Source organism: Herbaspirillum camelliae, assembly GCF_001929405.1.
Lineage (GTDB): Bacteria > Pseudomonadota > Gammaproteobacteria > Burkholderiales > Burkholderiaceae_D > Herbaspirillum > Herbaspirillum seropedicae.
Window position 1 is genome coordinate 276,940 of record NZ_KV880769.1, and the last position, 18,784, is coordinate 295,723.

Sequence of the window (18,784 nt, forward strand, 5' to 3'; positions counted from 1 at the left end):
AAGTCTAGCCTAGCGCTCCTGAACAATCAATTTGCATGGCGCCATTCCCGGGCAAGCCGATGGCGAGCGCCGGTGCGGCTTTCCGGAACGCAAGGACGGTTTGGCGGGACGCTCGCATTTGTCACCATACTGAGCAGGGAGGCAGGTCAATGAGCCTGACGATCCCGGTTGCTATAATCAGGCCCCATGTCTTCCCGCCCTTCCCTGCGCCGCCGTACCGTCCGCCGCCCCTGGCTGCAGGTGTGGCTGGGCCTGTCGCTGATGCTGGCCATGGCCGCCGCGCCCTGGTGGCAGCAGGCGCTGGCGCGCACGCTGCGCGACGTTCCGGCCATGGTCATCTGCAGCGTGGGCAATGGCTTGCCGGGCAATGCGCCGGTGCATCTGGCCGGCGGCCACTGTCCCCTGTGCTGCGGCAGCCTGGGCGTGGGTGTCGCCAGCGATGCCTCGCAGGCGCGCCTGGCCGCCGTGACGGATGGGACCAGCTATCCGCTGGTGCGCTCCGCCGGGCCGCTGCGCTCGGCCAGCCTTGCCCCGGGCAGTGCGCGGGCGCGCGCGCCGCCGGCCTGATCCTGTTGCGCCACTCCCTCCGCATACTGGCCATCCCGGCCTGAACGATCAGCACGGGTCGCTGCACCCGCACCAAAAAGGATACAAAAGATGAAACTGCAACATGTCTTCCAACGCGCTGCCGGCGCCGCCCTGGCCACCGCCCTGCTGGCGGCCGCGCCCCTGTCGCAGGCGCATGAATACAAGCTGGGCCAGCTGGAAATCGGCCATCCCTACGCACGCGCCACCGTGCCCGGCCAGCCGGCTGCCGGGGCCTACCTGAGCATCGAAAACAAGGGGACCACGGCCGATCGCCTGGTGGGCGTGTCCTCGCCGGCGGCCAAGTCCGGTGAAATCCACACCATGGCCATGGAAGGCAATGTGATGAAGATGCGCGAAGTCGATGGCGGCCTCGAGGTCAAACCCGGCCAGAAGATCGCCATGCAGCCGGGCAATGGCTACCACATCATGCTCATGGGCCTGTCCAAGCCGCTGCAGGCGGGCGACAAGGTCCCGGCCACGCTGACCTTCGAGAAGGCTGGCAAGGTCGAGGTAACCTTCAACGTCGAAGACGGCAAGGCGGCTGCCGCCGGCAAGGATGGCATGAAGGACATGAAGGAGCATATGCACCACTGAACAGGCCCGGCTGCCACAGCCGGTTCCTGAAACGCCAAGGCCGGCAGCGAGCGATGCTCCTGCCGGCCTTGTTCTTTGCGGCCCCCTGCGTCCTGCGATCAGCCGGCCAGCTTGCGCACCTTGGCCAGCAGCTTGGTGGTGGAGCGATCATGCTCGAAGGCGATCGACAGCACCTGGCCGCCATAGGCCGCCACGGCCTGGCCTTCGGGGATGGCGTGCATGTCGTAGTCGCCGCCCTTGACGTAGATCTCGGGGCGCGCCTGCTGCACGGCTTCCAACGCCGTATCTTCATCGAAGGGGACCACCAGCGCCACCGATTCCAGCGCCGCCAGCACCGCCATGCGGTCTTCGCAGGTATTGATGGGACGGTCGTCGCCCTTGCCCAGGCGCTTGACGGAAGCGTCGGTATTGACCGCCACCACCAGCGAAGCGCCCTGGGCGCGGGCCTGCGCTAGGTAGGTCACGTGGCCGCGATGCAGGATATCGAACACGCCATTGGTCATCACTACCGGCTTGGGCAGTTGGGCCACGCGCTGCTGGAGTTCGTCGCGGGTGCAGAGTTTGGATTCGAAGTCGGCCATCTTGATCGGGATCGGGTCGGGTGAACGGGGAATTGCAGGATGAAAAAAGCCGCAACCTGAGGTTGCGGCTTTTGCCATTGTACTGCCTTGCTGCCTTGCTGCCGGTGAAGGACCTTTCCTTCTCAGGCTGCGGCGGTGCCCGACGGCAGGATGCGCTGGGTCACTTCCTTGCGGTAGCGGTTCAGTTCCTGGACGTTGCTGAAGGTGCGTTCGAACAGCAGCGACATATTGTGCAGGATGCGGTCGACAACCTTCTTTTCCCACTCGCCATCGAACTTGATCTGGTTGTCCAGCCAGCGCTCCAGCCATTCCGGATCGGGCAGGCGGCTTTGCACGGTGTCGTTGGGGAACAGCGCCTGGTTCACGTGCAGGTTGGTCGGATGCAGCGGCTTTTCGGTGCGACGCGCCGAGGCCATCAGCACGCCGATCTTGGCGAAGGCGGCGCGGGCCTTGTCGCCCATTTCATTCAAGGCCTTCTTCATGTAGCGCAGGTAAGCGCCGCCGTGGCGGGCTTCATCCTGGCTGATGATCTTGTAGATCTGCTTGATGACCGGCTCGGTGTGCCAGTCAGCGGCACAACGGTACCAGTGGTTCAGGCGGATTTCGCCGCAGAAGTGCAGCATCAGGGTTTCCAGCGGCGGCGCCGGATCGAACTCGAAGCGCACGTTATGCAGCTCTTCTTCGGTCGGGCACATGTCCGGGCGGAAGCGGCGCAGGTATTCCATCAGCACCAGCGAGTGCTTCTGCTCTTCGAAGAACCATACCGACATGAATGCCGAAAAATCGCTGTCCCCGCGGTTGTCGCGCAGGAACATCTCGGTCGCCGGCAGCGCGGACCATTCCGTGATCGCGTTCATGCGAATGGTCTGGGCCTGTTCGTCGGTGAGCAAGGAAGCGTCGAACTTGTCCCAGGGAATATCCTTATCCATATTCCAACGGACCTGCTCTAGCGATTTGAACAATTCTGGGTACAGCATCTCTGTATGGGCCTATATGCGTTAAGTATCTGATTTTAACAAGATTTTCCCTGACTATCCTAAAACCGCCAGGTTTCGGCAGTGTGACAAGACCCCGGCGCGAACGCGCCCGGGGGGCCAGGCTCTGCCGTGGCGATGATCAGGGGGAGGTTGGCTTGCGGGAGGCTGGCTTCTTGTTTTGCCGGGATTGTACAACAGCCGTCCGGCCCGGCGCGCTCGTATTTGCGGCGCTGCGCGGCGCTTTCTTGACCGGTGGCTTCTTCGGCACCGGCTTGGCTGCCTTGCCTGCCTTGGGAGCGCCTGCTGGTCTGACTTTCGGCGCGGCCTTGGGCTTGGCGGCGACTGTCTTATTTTCGCTACGCTTGGGGGCCTTGGGCGGCTTGGCGGGCTTGAGCAACGGTTCCTGCTCAGGCTGGCCGCCGGCCAGGGCATTGCCGACGGCCTGCTTGAACTGGTCCTGCAGGAGATTCCACCAGGCATTGGGATTGGCCATGGCGGCCTGCAGGTCGGGCGCATCGGCCTCTGCGGCTGGCGCGGCGGCCTCTTCCGGCGGCTCTTCTTGCTCCTCAGCAACATCAGGAGCGTCAGCCGGTTCCTCGGTGGCCGCCTGCGGCTCTCCTGCCCCCGGCCACATCGGGAAGCCGAACGGGAAGGGCGACGCGGCCTTGCCCTCCTCCGGGGCGGCCTCGTCAGCCGGGGCCTGCTGGCTGGCCATGATGGCGCTCATGGCTTGCAGGGTGGACAAGGTCGCGCTTTGCACCTCCAGCGTCTGGATGGTGGCCTTGAGCATGTTCAGGTTCAGCTCCAGCCAGGAGGCCACCGTCTTGAGATCGCCGATCTTCTTGTTGATGTCCTCCACCGACAACGAGGGCGTGGCCATGGCAGGTGCGCCCATGCTGCTCCACATGTTCTTCATGAATTCGAGGGTGTCGCCCACCGAGCCTGCGCCCGGCATCTTGTCCTGGTTCAGCATTGATCGCTCCTGTTGTTGTGTCCTGCAAATCTGTGCGCCGGCCCTCAGCGCGGCGGCCGCTGCATCCGGCAACTGCTGGGCAGCGCAGTCTGCTCGGCCGGGATGAAGCGCTCGGTGCGGAAACCGTAGCCGCTGCCTTCGTTGTCGAAGCGGATGCCGCCGCTGTCGGCGCGCTGCATCTGCATCAGGTAGAGCGGCTGGATCAGCTGGTGATCCTGGGCGCGCATCGTGGCCGAGTGGAAGGTGCTCTGATATTGCGCGCCTTCCAGGGCATATGCAACCGCCTTGGGATCGACGCTGCCGGCTTTTTCGATAGCCTTGGCCAGCATGTCGATCATGACCTGCATGCGCAGGTAGAGATAATCGTCCTTGGGCTGGGGATAGCGCTGGCGGAATGCCTGGTAATAGGCATCGCTGGGCGAGCCCGGATTGCCGCCCGCATTGGGATGCCATTCGGCCACCGCCCGCACCACGCCCACGCCGGCCTCACCGATGGCGGCTGGCGCTCCTAGGCTGTTGGCATAGAAGGTGTAGAACTTGACCTTGAAGCCCGCATCGCGGGCGGCCTTCACCAGCAGCGTCAGGTCATTGCCCCAGTTGCCGGTGATGACGGCGTCGGCCCCGGCACTGCGCATCTTGGCGATGTAGGGAGCGAAGTCCTTGATCTTGCCGATCGGATGCAATTCGTCACCGACGATGGCGATGTCGGGGCGCTTGACCGCCAGTTGCTCGCGCGCCGCCTTGGCGACCTGGCGGCCGAAGCTGTAGTCCTGGTCGATCAGGTAAACCTTCCTGGTGGCGGGATCGGCCTTGATCGATTCGGTCAGCGCCTGCATGCGCATGTCGGCGCTGGCGTCGAAGCGGAAGTGCCAGAAGCTGCACTTCTCATTGGTCAGCGTCGGGTCCACTGCCGAATAGTTCAGGAACAGCACGCGGCGATCCGGCTCGCGCTGGTTGTGCTTGTTGACGGCATCGATGAGCGCGGCGGCAACCGCCGAACTGTTGCCCTCGATCAGGAAAGGGATGCGCTCATCGGTGAGCTGGCGGAACTGCACCAGCGAGTCTTCCACGCCCAACTTGTTATCGAAGGTGGAGAGTTGCAGCAAGTGCTTGCCATCAGGCAGCGTCACGCCGCCGCGTGCGTTGACGCGCTCGATGGCATAGCTGATGTTGCGCACCACGGCTTCGCCGGCATTGGCGAAGGGGCCGGAGAGGCCATCGATCATGCCGATGCGGATCGGCGCCAGAGGCGCAGCGGCGCGGGCCGGTGACAGCGCGAGGGGCAGCGCGATGGCAAGAGCCAGGGACAGAAGACGGGAGGACAGGCGTAATTTCATCGTTGCGTCAGCAGGTGCAGCACAAAATCCGCATTGTACGTTGTTTGAAAACCCGGCCCGGTACGCGCGGCCACGCCACACTGCCGGATTGATCCGATACACTGCCGGCATGACCGATGTTTCCCGCCCACCCCGGCGCTGGCCGCGCCTGCTGGTCCTGATCACACTGACCCTGCTGCTGCACGCCCTGCTGGTGGGCTGGGGGCGGCGGCACATCATCGCCATGCACACCCCCGCGTCGGAAAACGTCCTCACGGTGCAACTCCAGACGCCGCCCCCGCCGGTGGAGCCGGTGGCGCTTCCTGCCCCGCCCCCACCGGCCAAGACGCCAGCACCGCGCGCACGTCCTGTACGCGCACCACGGCGCGCCGCCGAGCCGAGCATAGCCCCGCCCGACGAACCCATCCGCGAGACCGTCGAACCCCTCTACACCGCCGCCCCCGAGGCTTCGCATGCCATGCCAGCCGCGCCCGGCGGCGCTGGCGAGGCAGGCGCAGCAGGCGAGGCTGCTCGCGCCAGCGCTGCCGACAAGAGCGAACCTGTTCCCACCGATACCAATGGCAAGCAATACCGCACCGACGCGCCACCCAGCGCCGTGCTGGACTACGACGTCACCGGCACCATCGACCAGAAGGCCAGCTATGGATCGGCCAGCCTGGACTGGCGCAACAGCGGCCAGCATTACCGGCTGGAGGGCGAAGTCACCGCCATCTGGGTCACCTGGCTGAAGTTCTCCAGCGAGGGAGAGCTGGATGCCTGGGGCGTTTCACCCACGCTCTACACGGAGAAGAAGAAATTCCGCTCGGCCACCAATACCCACTTCAACCGCAACGGGGACAGCATCAGCTTTTCCGCCTCCGAGACACGCTATCCCCGCCGTGGCGGCGAACAGGACCGCGGCAGCCTGATCTGGCAATTGGCGGCCATTGGCCGAGGCGATCCGGCGCAATTCCGGCCTGGGGCGGCGATCGACCTGTTCGTGGCGGGCGTGCGTGATGGCGAGGTCTGGCGCATGCAGGTCATCGGCGAGGAAGCCGTCAAGCTTCCCATCGGCACCTTGCAGACCTGGCACGTGGTACGCGTACCCAAGCCCGGCGCCTACGAAGACCGCATCGATATCTGGCTGGCGCCCCAGCATGAGTGGTATCCGGCGCGGCTGCGCTATACCGATCCCAGGCCCAATGGCGATGTCACGGAACTGAGCCTGTCGGAACTGCGCCGGTGAGGCCTGCCGTATCTGGCAGGCGCTGTCAAAATCGGAAACAATTACGCACAATTATGTGCGTACGCAGCAGAACCGCCGGGCCGAGCACTTGTCGTACCAGCAATATGGCACCGAGATGGCTGCCTCAACTTATCCACAGAGACTTTTAAAAAAGACCGCCATGAACCGCTTCTCCCTTGCTTCCCTTCCCGCGCTGGCGCTGGCCACGCTGACTGCCTGCGCGCCCGCCTGGGCCACCGATGGACCGCATCCGGTAGACAAGCGCCCCTACAACCTGCCGCCTTCGGCTGAACTGAACTATTCCATCCAGGCCAAGCAGAGCGGCCTGGACGTCAAGGGCCAGGGCCTGGTGAAGTGGACCCAGAGCAAGACCAGCTACAGCGTCACCAGCGAGACCCGGGCGATGCTGCTGGGCAAGATCCTGGAAGCCACCAGCGAAGGCGCGGTGGATGCCTACGGCCTGGCGCCGGACCGCTTTGTGGAAAAACGCCTGCGCCGCGAGCCCTCCACCACCACCTTCAACCGCGAACAGAACAAGATCACCTTCACCCAGTCCGCCGAGAGCTATCCGCTGCAGGGCGGCGAGCAGGACCGCACCAGCATCACCTGGCAATTCGTGGCCATCGCCCGCGCCAACGCGGCCAAGATGAAACCGGGTTCGGAGTGGAATTTCTTCGTGGCCGGCCAGCGCGACGCCGAGCAGTGGACCTTCAAGGTGGTGGGCCGCGAAAAGATCCGCACACCCCAGGGCGAGACCGAAGCGCTGCACATCTTCCGCGCCCCGCCGCCGGACGACCAGGGCCAGAAGCTCGATATCTGGCTGGCGCCGAAGATGGAGTGGTATCCGGTGCGCCTGAAGTTCACCGATCCTGATGGCGACTATATCGAGCAGACGCTGGATTCGCTCAAGAAAACCAACTAAGCTTGCCAACAGCCCGCACGGGGCCTGGACGGTAGCGATGCCGTCCAGGCCCCGTGCGCTTGCCCTTCTGGTTCACTGTTCTTCTCTTTGCCGCCATGTCCACCTCCTCCCCATCCCCTTCGCTGGCCCCTACCCTGAACACGCAGAGCGCCCTGGTGCTGTTTTCCGGCGGCCAGGATTCCACCACCTGCCTGGCCTGGGCCTTGTCGCGCTACCAGCGGGTGGAGACCATCGGCTTCGACTACGGCCAGCGCCACGCCATTGAACTGGCGGTGCGCCCGGCCCTGCTGGAACGGATGCGCGCCTTCTCTCCCGACTGGCAGACCCGCCTGGGTGAGGACCACATGATCGACCTGTCGCTGATCGGCAAGATTTCCGACACCGCCCTCACCCGCGATGTCGAGATCGCCATGCAGGACAACGGCCTGCCCAATACCTTCGTGCCAGGCCGCAACCTGCTGTTCATGACGGTCGCCGCCACCCTGGCCTATCGGCGCGGCCTGAACGTGCTGGTGGGGGGCATGTGCGAAACCGACTTTTCCGGTTACCCGGATTGCCGCGATGACACCATGAAGGCCCTGCAGGTGGCGCTGAACCTGGGCATGGCCACCCAGTTGAAGGTGGAGACGCCACTGATGTGGATCGACAAGGCCGATACCTGGGCACTGGCCGAATCGCTGGGCGGGGCGCCACTGGTGGAGCTGATCCTCACCGACACGCATACCTGCTACCTGGGTGAGCGCGGCGCACTGCACGACTGGGGACACGGCTGCGGGAAGTGCCCCGCCTGCGAACTGCGCGCCCGTGGCTATCAACAATACGCAGCGCGCAAAAGCCCCGTCTAATCGGGCACAATAGGCTCACCACGACAAGAACGAGCCTCATGCCCCACGCCCGCACCACCACCCTGCTCACCCGCAGCGCCGCCGCGCTGCTGGTGCTGCTGGCCGGCGCCGAGATCGGCCGGCGCATCGCCGACATGCCCAGCCTGCCGGCGCTGGTCGACCTGCAGTTCGACATCACGCCGCGCAGCCAGAGCTACAGGGTGTTCGAGGCCAATCCGATTGCGCGGTCCTCGCATCCGCGCCCCCTGCCCACGGCGCTGCGCCCGCTGGATATCGAGGTGCCGTGGAAGGATGGCCAGCGCCTGCCCCTGAGCGATTTCATCAAGACCACCGCCGCCCATGCCTTCGTGGTGATCCAGGATGGCAGCGTGATCTACGAGCGCTACATCGATGGCTACGACGCCAATTCACGCTTCACCTCGTTTTCGGTAGCCAAATCCTTCGTCTCCGCACTGACCGGCGTGGCCCTGCAACAGGGCAAGATCACATCACTTGACGACCCCATTGGCCGCTATCTCAGACCCGACGAGATCGCGCCGGACTATGCCGGCATCACCATCGGCCAGTTGCTGGACATGCGCTCGGGCATCGATGTCGATGAAAACTACGGCGGCTCGCTCGCCTCGCCAGTGGTGCGCATGTTCGTCAGCACCGACCTGCACCGCTTCATCGCCCGCAGCAGCGGCCTGCGCTTTGCGCCGGGCTCGCGCTTCGAATACCGCAGCGTCGATACGCTGGTGCTCTCGCGCGTACTGGCGCGCGCCACCGGCATGCGCCTGTCCGACTTCGCCCAGCAGGCGCTGTGGGAGCCGCTGGGCATGGAACAGGATGCCAGCTGGAGCATCGACAGCGGCCAGCACGGCGTGGAAAAGGCCTTCTGCTGCCTCAACACCACTGCCCGCGACTTCGCCCGCCTGGGCTTGCTGTATCTGGACGGCGGACGCATCGGCGACCAGCAGGTCGTCAGCCCCTCATGGGCTAACGAGCCGCGCCAGCCGGTCAACCATGGCGAGGTACTGGACTACCGCGACGGCTGGTGGATTCCTCCGGGCAATGCCGATGACCGCGACTTCTCGGCCATCGGCGTGTTCGGCCAGTACATCTACGTCAACCCGGCCACGCGCACGGTCATCGTCAAGCTGAGCGACTACGGCGTGGAGCAGGACGAAGTGCTGACCATGCTGGCCATGCGCAGCATCAGCCACTACGTGGCGAGAAAGAACTGAATCGCGCTGGCGCGTACGCCGCGCCCAAGAAAAAACCGCCGGTCTTGCAAGCGGCGGTTTTTTCCTGGAGTGCACGCAGACGGAAATGATATAAATCGTTTCCTTTCTGGCGGCCGGTCGGCCATGTCAGCTCAAATCTGATCTGATCTGATCAGATCAAATCAGAACAGCTCGTTCTTCATCTGCGTCTTGGCCTTCTCTTCCTCTGGAGACAAGCCGCTGCGGTCGCCCATGCCCAGGTCGCGCACCATGGCGCTGGGCGGATACTCGGCATAATAGTATTCACCGCCCGACTCGATCAGGCCGTCCGGCACCTTGCGATCCACATTGGGCACATCCTTGAGCGCCTTGGACATGTAGCTGATCCACACCGGCAGGGCCAGGCCGCCACCGGTTTCGCGATCGCCCAGGCTCTTGGGCTGGTCGTAGCCGATCCAGGCGATGGCAGTGAGACCCGGCTGGTAGCCGGCGAACCAGGCATCCATGGAATCGTTGGTGGTGCCGGTCTTGCCGGCCAGGTCGGTACGCTTCAGGGACAGCGCCTTGACCGCCGTGCCATGGCGCACCACGTCGCGCAGCATGCTGTCCATGATGAAGGCATTGCGGGCATCGATGACCCGGTTGGATTCATCGGCGGCAGTGGCCGGCTTGGCCTGGGAGAGCAGCTCGCCATTGCTATCGGTGACCTTGGTGATCAGGTAGGGATTGATCTTGTAGCCGCCGTTGGCAAACACCGAGTACGCGCCCACCATCTGCAAGGGCGTGACGTTGCCCGCACCCAGCGCCAGGGTCAGGTAGGGCGGATTCTTGTCGGCATCGAAACCGAAGCGGGTGATGTATTCCTGCGCATACTTCACGCCCACGCGCTCCAGGATGCGGATGGAGACCAGGTTGATCGACTTCTGCAAGGCCCGGCGCATCGAGATCGGACCTTCGAACTTGCCGCCGTAGTTCTTGGGCTGCCAGACCTGGCCGCCAGTCTGGGTGAAGGTCAGCGGCGCATCATTGATGATGGTGGCCGGGGACAATCCCTTTTCCAGCGAAGACGAATAGATGAAGGGCTTGAAGGACGAACCCGGCTGGCGCCAGGCCTGCGTGACGTGGTTGAACTTGTTGCGGTTGAAGTCGAAGCCGCCCACCAGCGAGCGGATCGCGCCATCCTGCGAGTTCACCGAGACGAAGGCCGATTCCACTTCAGGCATCTGGGTGATGATCCAGTTGTTGCCATCCTGGAATACGCGGATGATGGCGCCGCGACGGATCTTCTTCTGCGGCGGCGCCTTGTCGGAGAGCAGGTTGGCGCCAAAGCCCAGACCAGCGCCGGAAATGCTGATCTCTTCGCCGGTGGAGAGCATGGCGGTGATTTCCTTGGGCTTGGCTTCCAGCACCACGGCCGAGACCATATCGTCGCTGTCGGGGTGATCGGCCAGCTCCACTTCGACCGCGTCTTCCACCGCTTCCTTGGTGGCGTTCTCGGGCAGGTCCATGTAGCCTTCCGGCCCGCGATAGCCGTGCCGGCGCTCGTAGTCGATGATGCCGCGACGCAGGGCGATGTAGGCCGCATCCTGGTCGGTCTTGGTGATGGTGGTGAAGACGTTCAGGCCACGGGTATAGGTCTCGTCCTTGTACTGTGCATAGACCAGCTGGCGCGCCATTTCAGCCACGTATTCGGCATGCATGCCGAAGGCCGAGCTGTCGCCCTTGACCCGCAGTTCCTCATCCTTGGCGGCCTGGTATTGCGCGTCGGTGATGTAACCCAACTGGCGCATGCGCAAGAGGATGTACTGCTGGCGCGCGTGCGCCCGCTTGGGATTGACTACCGGGTTGTAGGCCGAGGGCGCCTTGGGCAGGCCGGCCAGCATCGCCGCCTCGGCGATGGTGAGGTCCTTCAACTGCTTGCCGAAATAGATCTGGGCGGCCGAGGCAAAGCCATAGGCGCGCTGGCCCAGATAGATCTGGTTCATGTAGACCTCGAGGATCTGGTCCTTGGTGAGGTTGTTCTCGATCTTCCAGGCCAGCGGGATTTCATAGAAGAACTTGCGCGTGGCCTTCTGCAGGAAGGTCGGCTCGTTGCTGGTCAGGAAGAAGTTGCGCGCCACCTGCTGCGTGATGGTCGACGCACCGCCGCCGCCGCCGGAGAGGTTGGAGAAGGTGGCACGGGCGATACCCTGGTAGTCGACGCCGCCGTGTTCATAGAAACGGTCATCCTCGATGGCCAGCACGGCCTTCTTCATGATCTCGGGAATGTCCTTGAAATGCACCAGGTTGCGCCGTTCCTCGCCGAACTCGCCGATGAGCACGCCATCGGCAGAGAAGATGCGCAGCGGGATCTTGGGACGATAGTCGGTCAGGGTGTCGAGGTCGGGCAGCTTGGGATAGGTCAGGGCGACGACGAAGGTCACGCCCAGCAGCACCATCACGGCCAGGCCGAAGATCGTGCCGATGAAGCCCAGGAGGATGCGCAGCGACCAGTGCATGCGCTTGCGCGGTGCTTTCTGGGCTGCCTTATCGACCGGGGAATCGGCCGCGGAATCGGCTTGGGATTTGGCAGCCGGGCCCGGTTTGCGTGGACCGCCGCCGTTGGAAGGTGAAGACATTCGAAATAAGCGTTAAAGCAGGCCGGAGCCGGATTGGAAGAAACAAGCCCGCATTATAGCGGCTCGCCCCTGTGGGCCGCGTGGACGGGTGTTGCAAATAGACCAAACCCGATCGGGCCGGGTTCCGGGCCACCCTGGCGGAATAGGCCGTACTGCCGTGATTTGGGCCGCTTTCTCCAGTTTTCTCAAGTTTTGGCGATTCCCGCATCGGCTTGCCCATCTGACAATCCCCCTTCCTTCCCACGATGAGGTCAGCGCATGGCCTGGAATCCCCTTCGCTGCTTGCGCCCGCGCTTGTGCATCGGCCTCGACCTGGCCCCGCAGCAGCTGCGGCTGGCGCTGGCGCACCGCCGTGGACGTCAGCGCGAAGTGCTGCGGCTGGCGCAGGCTGCGTTGCCGGATGGATTGCTGCAGGACGGCCAGATCACCGATCTGGACGCGCTGGCGCAAGCCTGCCGTGCGCTGCTGGACCCAGCATGCCCCGCCCAGGCAGCGCTGGTGCTGGGCATGCCGCGCACCTGCCTGCGCGTGCAGCGGCTGATCCTGCCCGCCGGCTCGAGCGACTGGGAAAGGCTGGCGCAGGTCCGCGCCGAAATGAGCGCCTACGGCCTGGACGCCGCCGATCACGTGATGGACTATCGCGTCGCCACTGCGCGGGCCGGCCAGGATGTGAGCCTATGGGCCTGGGCCGCCTCCTCGCTGGCGGTGGAAGACCGGCTGGCGCTGGCCGCAGCGCTGCACCGGCCACTGGCCGCGCTGCCGCCCGAGGACGAATGCCTGGGCGACTTCCTGCGGCCAGCCGCCAGCGCAGCCCACGACGCCCTGCTGCATCTGGATCGCGATGACAGCTGGCTGCTCTACGGCGACACACCCGCCCAGGGATTACGCTGGCGTCCTGCCGCCGCCGGCCCGACTGCGCTGCTCGCCGAACTCGCCCCCTTGCTCAGGCCCAAGCCGCAACGGCTGCTGCTGGACTGCCATCCTGCCGCGCTCCCGGCCCATCCCGCCCTGCCCATGCTGCGCGCTGCATTCGCACGCTATGCCGGCTTGCGCGCCCTGCCTGCAGCGCTCCCGGCTGACCTGATCCTGGCGCCATCGGCGCGACCGCCAGAGGCAAACGCACTGGACAGCTTCCACCTGGCCCTTGCGCTGGCCTGGAGAGGGCTGGCATGAGCAGCGTGATCGACTTTGCCCATCCACCGGCGCTGCGTCGGCGCAGGCGCGAACAGCGCTTCCATTGCTGGCTGTGCGCCGCCGCCCTGCTGGGCGCGCTGCTGGCGATGGCGCCGGGTCTGCGCATCCATCTGCATCAGGGCCGGCTGGCAGCGGCCAACGCCTTGCTGCTGCAGGAATCGCAAGCCCTGGCGTCGGCCACCAGACAGGCGGCGGAACTGCAGACACGCATCAGCGGATTGCAGCAACGACTGGCGCAACAGCAGCAGCTGGCGCGCCGCCGCACCCAGGCGGCCCTGCTGCTAAGGGGCGTCGCCCAAGCCCGCATCGCCTCAATCCAGCTGGAACGGTTGAAGCTGCACAAGGATCACGCCGAACTGCGCGGCCAGGCCGACAGCATGGCGGCGATCCAGGAGCTGCAGCGGGCGCTGGCCGCCGCCGGCCTGGAGGGGGCGCATCTGCTGGACCTGCGCACCCAGGCCGGCACGGCCGCCGAGGGCTATTCCTGGAGCCTGTCCATTCCGCTGCTGGCTGCCGGCGCGGCGACGCCCCCATGAGGCGGGCCCTGTTACGCGGGCATCCGGCACACTGGCCGCAGTGGGCCCAGGTGCTGCTATTGCTGGCAATCACCCTGCTGTGCGCCGGCAGCGGCCTGCTGCTGGCCGTCCAGGATCTGGAAGACCTACGCCAGCAAGAACGCCAGCGCCAGCAGGCCCTGCGCATCCAGTTGCAGGCGGCGCTGCGGCAGTCGGCCCAACTGGCCGGCCTGATCGCCCAGCAGCGTACGCTGGAGATGCAACTGCACCAGGGCCAGGAACAAGGCTGGAGCGCCGCCCAGGCCGAGGGCGACCTGCTGCACGCCAAGCTGGCGCGCCGCGCCGCCGAATGCGCGCTGGCGCTGGAAAGCTTCCAGCCCAATCCCGACCGGCAACGCGCCGCCATCAGCCTGCGCGGCCAGTACGCAGGACTGCTGTGCTTCGTCGAACTGGTCAGCCAGCCGCCGTTGCCCTTGCTGCTGGAAAGCCTGGAGATCGTCATCGATGCCCGCCCCGGCGATACGGCGCTCAGGATGAGCGCCCAGGTCTTCCTCCCCCCTGCCATCCCCTACAAGGAGAACCCTCATGACACTGCTGTCGCTGCTCCTGCCCCTCCTGATCCTGGCCGCGCTGGGCCTCGCTTACCTCCTGCGGCCCCTGCCCGATGAACTGGCGAGTACCCGTCAATGGCTGGCCGGTGCGCGCCAGTTGAGCAGCCAGGCTGGCGCTTCCTCCCCGCCAGCGTCAGTGGTCCAAGCCGCCAGCGAGACGCCCGCCACGCCACTGCCCGACGCGGAGATCGTCGATCCCTTCCGGCTACGACAAGGCGAGCCCGCGCCGCCGGCCGCCGCTGTCGAGCGCCCGCCACAGCGCGTGCGCCAGGACGCCAGCGAGGAGGAAGACGATGAGCCCGTCCCCTCGCCCCAGCCCACCGCGCCCTTGCCGAGGTTGCTGGGTACGCTACGCCAGCAAGACCTGATGCTGGCCTTGATCGACATCGGCGGCGCCACCCACCGCCTGCAGGCCGGCCAGCAACTGCCCGACGGACAGGGCCAGCTGCTGACCATCAGCGAGACACATATCGAGATCGCCGATCCCCAGGGAACCAGGCAGACTCTCTCGCTGGAAAGCCCGGCGCCACAGCTGGAGCCCTTACCCACCAGACGCGGCGCGCCACGGCGTGGAGCGAGACGATGAGAAGCCACCTGCTCCTGATGGGCGCGCTGATACTGAGCGCCCCCGCCCTCGCCGGTCCCCGCCTGCATGCGCTGGACATCGAGGCGCGCGACGAAGCCGCCACCCTCACCCTGCGCCTGGACCAGACACTTCCGCTATCGCAGATTCATCATTTCCAGCTGCTCGACCCGCCGCAACTGGTGCTGGACCTGCCCGACACCACGCTGGCCGCGGGCATGGCCCGCCAGTTTGCCGCCAGCGGCCTGCTCAAACGTGTCACCCTGGCCAGCGATGGTGAGCGTCTGCGCCTGCTGGCCACGCTGAAGCGACCGCTGCATTACCAGTTGCAGGTGCAGGATGAGCAAGTGAGGGTAGTGCTGTCGCCGCTGCCGCAGCAAGCGCCCACGGCGCTGGGCGGCATCGGTTTCCAGCGCGGCAGCGCCGGGGAAGGCCGGCTGGACGTGGACCTGGGCAGCACCGCCCCGGTGGTCCAGGTCCGCCAGCAAGGGCAACGGCTGATCGTCGACATCGGCGGAACCACCTTGCCCACCGGCTCAGCCCGCCAGGTCGAGGTGGGAGATTTCGCCACACCGGTAACGCAGTACCAGGCCTATCCCTACGAAAATGGCGTGCGACTGGCCATCCACGCGCAAGGCCTGTGGCGCTACCAGGCCTACCAGCGCGGGCAGCAGTTGCGCATCGATGTGCTGCCGGTCAGCGCCGATCCACACCGAGTCTCGCCGGACAAGGACTACCAGGGCGCCAGGCTGTCGCTGAACTTCCAGAACATCGAGGTGCGCACCGCCCTGCAGGTGCTGGCCGATTTCACGGGACTGAACATCATCGCCAGCGACGCCGTGACCGGGCAGTTGAGCCTGCGTCTGAAGGATGTACCCTGGGAGCAGGCGCTGGAAATGATCCTGCAGGCGCGCGGACTGGCGCTGCAGCGCAGTGGCGGGGTCTTGTGGATCGCTCCGCGTGAAGAGATGGCCGCGCGCGAACGCCAGGAACTGGAACAGAAGGCGCTGCTGGCCGACCTCGAACCCCTGCATGCCGAGACCTTCCAGCTCAACTACCAGCGCGCCGACAACCTGCGCCGCGCCCTCGGTCTGGGCGAAGATGGCACGCCCCAGGCCAACCGGCGTGCTTCGCTGCTGTCGCGGCGCGGCAGCGCCATGATCGACAGCCACACCAACCAGTTGCTGGTCACCGATACACTGGCCGCACTGGCCAATGTGCGCAAGCTGATCGAGCGTATCGACATCGCCGCCCGCCAGGTCATGATCGAGGCGCGCATCGTCGAGGCCGACGACAGCTTTGCCCGCAACCTGGGCGTCAAGCTGGGGCTGGCCGCCCGCACCCAGGGCGCGGCGCTCGGCAACAGCTATGCGAGCGTAGGCGAACTGAGCGGACAGACCCCGCCAGCGACCGGCACCTACCTGCGCGAACCGGCGCTGGGCCTGGGCGCGAGCGCCCTTGCCGGCAGCGCGCCGGGCAGCTTCGCCTTCACCCTCTTCAACGCTGCCGCCCAGCGCTTCCTCAATATCGAACTGTCTGCGCTGGAAGCGGAGGGACGCGGCAAGATCGTCTCCAGCCCGCGCCTGGTCACGGCCGACCAGCAGGCCGCCCTGATCGAGCAGGGCGAGGAAATTCCCTACCAGCAATCGATAGGCAGCGGCGCAACCGCCACCGCCTTCAAGAAGGCCAACCTGAAACTGGAAGTCACACCCCAGATCACCCCCGACGGCAACGTGATCCTGGACGTCGATGTCAACAAGGACAGCCGTGGCAGCGCCACGCCGGGCGGGCTGGCCATCAATACCAAGCACATCAAGACCAAGGTGCAGGTGGAAGACGGCGGCACGGTGGTCATCGGCGGCATCTATACCCAGACCGACAACGAGCATGAGACCCGGGTGCCGCTGCTGGGCGAGATTCCCCTCTTGGGAGCGCTCTTCCGCAGCCGCAACAAGGTGCGCGACAAGACCGAACTGCTGATCTTCCTCACCCCGCGCATCGTCGCCCCGCCGCGCCCATATTGAGCCCGCGCGGGGGGGCGGCCGGGATTTTTTCCCCGGCAGCCGGGCAAGGACGGTAAAATCGCTGTTCCAGGCCAGTGCCGGCGGGCGGCAAGTCCGCCGGCCAGCGGCCCGGACCTCGCCCGCCGGGCTCGGGTGACTGCGCCGGCAGATGCGCAGCACCATGGACATTTGCCAGTGGCGCACAGCGCACAATTCTGAGATATGACTGGAAGCATCTTCCTTGTCGGCCTGATGGGAGCCGGCAAGACCACCATAGGCCGGGCCCTGGCCAAGAAGCTGAACAAGCGTTTCATCGACTCGGACCACGAGATCGAAGCACGCACCGGGGCGACCATTCCGGTGATCTTCGAGATCGAGGGCGAGGACAACTTCCGCCGCCGCGAGGCCGAGGTGATCCGCGAACTGACCGCCCTGCCCGATATCGTGCTGGCCACTGGCGGTGGCGCGATCCTGCGTGCCGAGAATCGCGACAATCTCAAGAAGGGCGGCACGGTCGTCTACCTGCGCGCCAGCATCAACCAGATCCTGCAGCGCACCGGTCGCGACAAGAACCGCCCGCTGCTGCAGACTGCCGATCCGCGCCGCAAGCTCGAAGAACTCTCCCGCCAGCGCGACCCGCTGTACCGCGATGTGGCGGACTTCGTCATCGAGACCAACCGGCCCAACGTGCAATTCCTGGTGCAGACCATCATCAGCCATCTGGAGCTGTCGCCTCCGGACAGCAGCTGGCAGAGCGCGCCGGCCGCCGACGAAACCATCGTCATCGAACGCAGCAGCGCACTGGTGACCAGCGCCGCCGATGGCGCGGTGGTGGTATCGACCAGCCATTCCTCCCAGACTTTCCATGGCGCGGCCAGCGCCGAACCGACTCTTGCCCGCATGAACCAGAACACCGCTTCCGCTCCCGCGCCCATCACCCTCAACGTCGATCTGGGCGAGCGCAGCTATCCCATCCACATCGGCCGCGGCCTGCTGGACGACGCCGGCCTGCTGCCGCAATACGTCAAGGGCAAGCGCGTGGCCATCGTCACCAATGACAAGGTCGGTCCGCTCTATCTGGACAAGGTCGCCCAGCCGCTGCGCGCCGCCGGCAAGCTGGTGACCGAGATCGTGCTGCCCGATGGCGAAGAAGAAAAGAACTGGGCCAGCCTGATGAAGATCTTCGATCGCCTGCTGGCCGACAAGTGTGATCGCAAGACCACGCTCATCGCCCTGGGCGGCGGCGTCATCGGCGACCTGACCGGCTTTGCGGCGGCCTCCTACATGCGCGGCGTGCCCTTTGTGCAAGTCCCCACGACCCTGCTGTCGCAGGTGGATTCGTCGGTGGGCGGCAAGACCGGCATCAATCATCCGCTGGGCAAGAACATGATCGGCGCGTTCTACCAGCCGCAGGCCGTCATCGCCGATACCGCCACCCTGCACACCCTACCGCCGCGCGAGCTGTCGGCCGGTATCGCCGAAGTGATCAAGCACGGCGCCATCATCGATGCACCCTTCTTCGACTGGATCGAAACCAATATCGCCCAGTTGGTCTCCAAGGATGACGCCGCCCTGGCCTACGCCATCCAGCGCTCCTGCGAGATCAAGGCCGAGGTGGTGCGCCAGGACGAGCGCGAAGGCGGCCTGCGCGCCATCCTCAACTTCGGCCACACCTTCGGCCACGCCATCGAGAACGGCCTGGGCTATGGCCAATGGCTGCACGGCGAAGCCGTCGGCTGTGGCATGGTGATGGCGGCCGACCTGTCGCATCGCCTGGGCTACATCGACGCCGGCGCGCGGGATCGCGTGCGTGCGCTGACGGCTGCGGCCGGCCTGCCCACCGTGGCGCCGGACCTGGGCGTGGCGCGCTGGCTGGAACTGATGGAAGTAGACAAGAAGAACGAAGGTGGCCAGATCAAGTTCATCCTGATCCGGCCGCTGGGCAGCCCCCTGATCACCAACGTGCCGCAGGACTTGCTATTGCAAACCCTGGCGGCCTGCACCGGAGAATGA

General features: G+C 65.6%; 17 protein-coding genes. 12 read left to right on the top strand and 5 right to left on the bottom strand.

The window, feature by feature from the left end; all coding sequences use genetic code 11:
* Positions 1 to 186: 186 nt before the first annotated feature.
* Both BGK68_RS01295 and BGK68_RS01300 read left to right on the top strand, forming a co-directional pair.
* On the top strand, positions 187 to 567 hold the full coding sequence (locus BGK68_RS01295) for a DUF2946 family protein (RefSeq protein WP_075255579.1): 381 nt from the start codon (positions 187 to 189) through the stop codon (positions 565 to 567).
* Between the two features lie 96 nt (positions 568 to 663).
* A complete protein-coding gene (locus tag BGK68_RS01300; RefSeq protein ID WP_075259644.1) occupies positions 664 to 1,182 on the top strand; it encodes a copper chaperone PCu(A)C in 519 nt (172 codons plus the stop codon).
* A 98-nt stretch (positions 1,183 to 1,280) separates the two neighbouring features.
* Here the strand turns inward: BGK68_RS01300 and rfaE2 are convergent, their stop codons facing one another.
* The 4 genes from rfaE2 to BGK68_RS01320 all read right to left on the bottom strand — a co-directional run bounded on the left by rfaE2 (position 1,281) and on the right by BGK68_RS01320 (position 5,050).
* Entirely contained in the window at positions 1,281 to 1,763 is a 483-nt protein-coding gene (gene rfaE2, locus BGK68_RS01305) for a D-glycero-beta-D-manno-heptose 1-phosphate adenylyltransferase (RefSeq protein ID WP_075255580.1), read from the bottom strand.
* Positions 1,764 to 1,885: 122 nt separating this feature from the next.
* Positions 1,886 to 2,740, bottom strand: a complete 855-nt coding sequence (locus tag BGK68_RS01310; RefSeq protein WP_075255581.1) for a diiron oxygenase — start codon at positions 2,738 to 2,740, stop codon at positions 1,886 to 1,888.
* 139 nt (positions 2,741 to 2,879) lie between these two features.
* Positions 2,880 to 3,713: a PhaM family polyhydroxyalkanoate granule multifunctional regulatory protein gene (locus BGK68_RS01315; protein ID WP_075255582.1), complete on the bottom strand. Its 834-nt coding sequence runs from the start codon at positions 3,711 to 3,713 to the stop codon at positions 2,880 to 2,882.
* A gap of 44 nt (positions 3,714 to 3,757) precedes the next feature.
* Entirely contained in the window at positions 3,758 to 5,050 is a 1,293-nt protein-coding gene (locus tag BGK68_RS01320; RefSeq protein ID WP_083657699.1) for a branched-chain amino acid ABC transporter substrate-binding protein, read from the bottom strand.
* A 109-nt stretch (positions 5,051 to 5,159) separates the two neighbouring features.
* Here BGK68_RS01320 and BGK68_RS01325 point away from each other — a divergent pair, with 109 nt between their 5' ends.
* The 4 genes from BGK68_RS01325 (at position 5,160) to BGK68_RS01340 (ending at position 9,268) form a co-directional block, all read left to right on the top strand.
* Entirely contained in the window at positions 5,160 to 6,275 is a 1,116-nt protein-coding gene (locus BGK68_RS01325) for a DUF3108 domain-containing protein (RefSeq protein ID WP_075255583.1), read from the top strand.
* 160 nt (positions 6,276 to 6,435) lie between these two features.
* Positions 6,436 to 7,197 (top strand): DUF3108 domain-containing protein, encoded by a 762-nt coding sequence (locus BGK68_RS01330; protein WP_075255584.1) that lies wholly within the window; start codon positions 6,436 to 6,438, stop codon positions 7,195 to 7,197.
* Between the two features lie 95 nt (positions 7,198 to 7,292).
* Positions 7,293 to 8,042 (top strand): 7-cyano-7-deazaguanine synthase QueC, encoded by a 750-nt coding sequence (gene queC / locus BGK68_RS01335; RefSeq protein WP_075255585.1) that lies wholly within the window; start codon positions 7,293 to 7,295, stop codon positions 8,040 to 8,042.
* A gap of 38 nt (positions 8,043 to 8,080) precedes the next feature.
* The gene (locus tag BGK68_RS01340) at positions 8,081 to 9,268 is read left to right on the top strand and encodes a serine hydrolase domain-containing protein (protein ID WP_075255586.1); all 1,188 of its coding nucleotides are present in this window, start codon (positions 8,081 to 8,083) and stop codon (positions 9,266 to 9,268) included.
* Between the two features lie 161 nt (positions 9,269 to 9,429).
* Here the strand turns inward: BGK68_RS01340 and BGK68_RS01345 are convergent, their stop codons facing one another.
* On the bottom strand, positions 9,430 to 11,745 hold the full coding sequence (locus tag BGK68_RS01345) for a penicillin-binding protein 1A (protein ID WP_075259646.1): 2,316 nt from the start codon (positions 11,743 to 11,745) through the stop codon (positions 9,430 to 9,432).
* 378 nt (positions 11,746 to 12,123) lie between these two features.
* Here BGK68_RS01345 and pilM point away from each other — a divergent pair, with 378 nt between their 5' ends.
* The 6 genes from pilM to aroKB all read left to right on the top strand — a co-directional run bounded on the left by pilM (position 12,124) and on the right by aroKB (position 18,784).
* Positions 12,124 to 13,038 carry a pilus assembly protein PilM gene (gene pilM / locus BGK68_RS01350; RefSeq protein WP_075255587.1) on the top strand — a complete coding sequence of 305 codons (915 nt, stop codon included), beginning with the start codon at positions 12,124 to 12,126 and terminating at the stop codon, positions 13,036 to 13,038.
* The gene (locus tag BGK68_RS01355; protein ID WP_075255588.1) at positions 13,035 to 13,595 is read left to right on the top strand and encodes a hypothetical protein; all 561 of its coding nucleotides are present in this window, start codon (positions 13,035 to 13,037) and stop codon (positions 13,593 to 13,595) included. Before pilM ends, BGK68_RS01355 begins: the two co-directional genes overlap by 4 nt.
* A gap of 50 nt (positions 13,596 to 13,645) precedes the next feature.
* Positions 13,646 to 14,242: a hypothetical protein gene (locus tag BGK68_RS01360; RefSeq protein WP_407645724.1), complete on the top strand. Its 597-nt coding sequence runs from the start codon at positions 13,646 to 13,648 to the stop codon at positions 14,240 to 14,242.
* Positions 14,160 to 14,771, top strand: a complete 612-nt coding sequence (locus BGK68_RS01365) for a hypothetical protein (protein ID WP_075255590.1) — start codon at positions 14,160 to 14,162, stop codon at positions 14,769 to 14,771. The genes BGK68_RS01360 and BGK68_RS01365 overlap by 83 nt, the downstream gene beginning before the upstream one ends.
* Positions 14,768 to 16,792, top strand: a complete 2,025-nt coding sequence (gene pilQ / locus BGK68_RS01370; protein ID WP_075255591.1) for a type IV pilus secretin PilQ — start codon at positions 14,768 to 14,770, stop codon at positions 16,790 to 16,792. Before BGK68_RS01365 ends, pilQ begins: the two co-directional genes overlap by 4 nt.
* A gap of 201 nt (positions 16,793 to 16,993) precedes the next feature.
* Positions 16,994 to 18,784 carry a bifunctional shikimate kinase/3-dehydroquinate synthase AroKB gene (gene aroKB / locus BGK68_RS01375; RefSeq protein ID WP_075255592.1) on the top strand — a complete coding sequence of 597 codons (1,791 nt, stop codon included), beginning with the start codon at positions 16,994 to 16,996 and terminating at the stop codon, positions 18,782 to 18,784.

Bases quoted from the DNA above. Each gene is read 5' to 3' on its own strand.
- BGK68_RS01340 (WP_075255586.1), top strand. From the start codon at position 8,081: ATGCCCCACGCCCGCACCACCACCCTGCTCACCCGCAGCGCCGCCGCG.
- BGK68_RS01355 (WP_075255588.1), top strand. From the start codon at position 13,035: ATGAGCAGCGTGATCGACTTTGCCCATCCACCGGCGCTGCGTCGGCGC.
- BGK68_RS01325 (WP_075255583.1), top strand. From the start codon at position 5,160: ATGACCGATGTTTCCCGCCCACCCCGGCGCTGGCCGCGCCTGCTGGTC.
- BGK68_RS01310 (WP_075255581.1), bottom strand. From the start codon at position 2,740: ATGCTGTACCCAGAATTGTTCAAATCGCTAGAGCAGGTCCGTTGGAAT.
- queC (WP_075255585.1), top strand. From the start codon at position 7,293: ATGTCCACCTCCTCCCCATCCCCTTCGCTGGCCCCTACCCTGAACACG.
- BGK68_RS01345 (WP_075259646.1), bottom strand. From the start codon at position 11,745: ATGCACTGGTCGCTGCGCATCCTCCTGGGCTTCATCGGCACGATCTTC.
- BGK68_RS01330 (WP_075255584.1), top strand. From the start codon at position 6,436: ATGAACCGCTTCTCCCTTGCTTCCCTTCCCGCGCTGGCGCTGGCCACG.
- BGK68_RS01295 (WP_075255579.1), top strand. From the start codon at position 187: ATGTCTTCCCGCCCTTCCCTGCGCCGCCGTACCGTCCGCCGCCCCTGG.
- aroKB (WP_075255592.1), top strand. From the start codon at position 16,994: ATGACTGGAAGCATCTTCCTTGTCGGCCTGATGGGAGCCGGCAAGACC.
- BGK68_RS01315 (WP_075255582.1), bottom strand. From the start codon at position 3,713: ATGCTGAACCAGGACAAGATGCCGGGCGCAGGCTCGGTGGGCGACACC.
- rfaE2 (WP_075255580.1), bottom strand. From the start codon at position 1,763: ATGGCCGACTTCGAATCCAAACTCTGCACCCGCGACGAACTCCAGCAG.
- pilQ (WP_075255591.1), top strand. From the start codon at position 14,768: ATGAGAAGCCACCTGCTCCTGATGGGCGCGCTGATACTGAGCGCCCCC.
- BGK68_RS01365 (WP_075255590.1), top strand. From the start codon at position 14,160: ATGACACTGCTGTCGCTGCTCCTGCCCCTCCTGATCCTGGCCGCGCTG.
- pilM (WP_075255587.1), top strand. From the start codon at position 12,124: ATGGCCTGGAATCCCCTTCGCTGCTTGCGCCCGCGCTTGTGCATCGGC.
- BGK68_RS01320 (WP_083657699.1), bottom strand. From the start codon at position 5,050: ATGAAATTACGCCTGTCCTCCCGTCTTCTGTCCCTGGCTCTTGCCATC.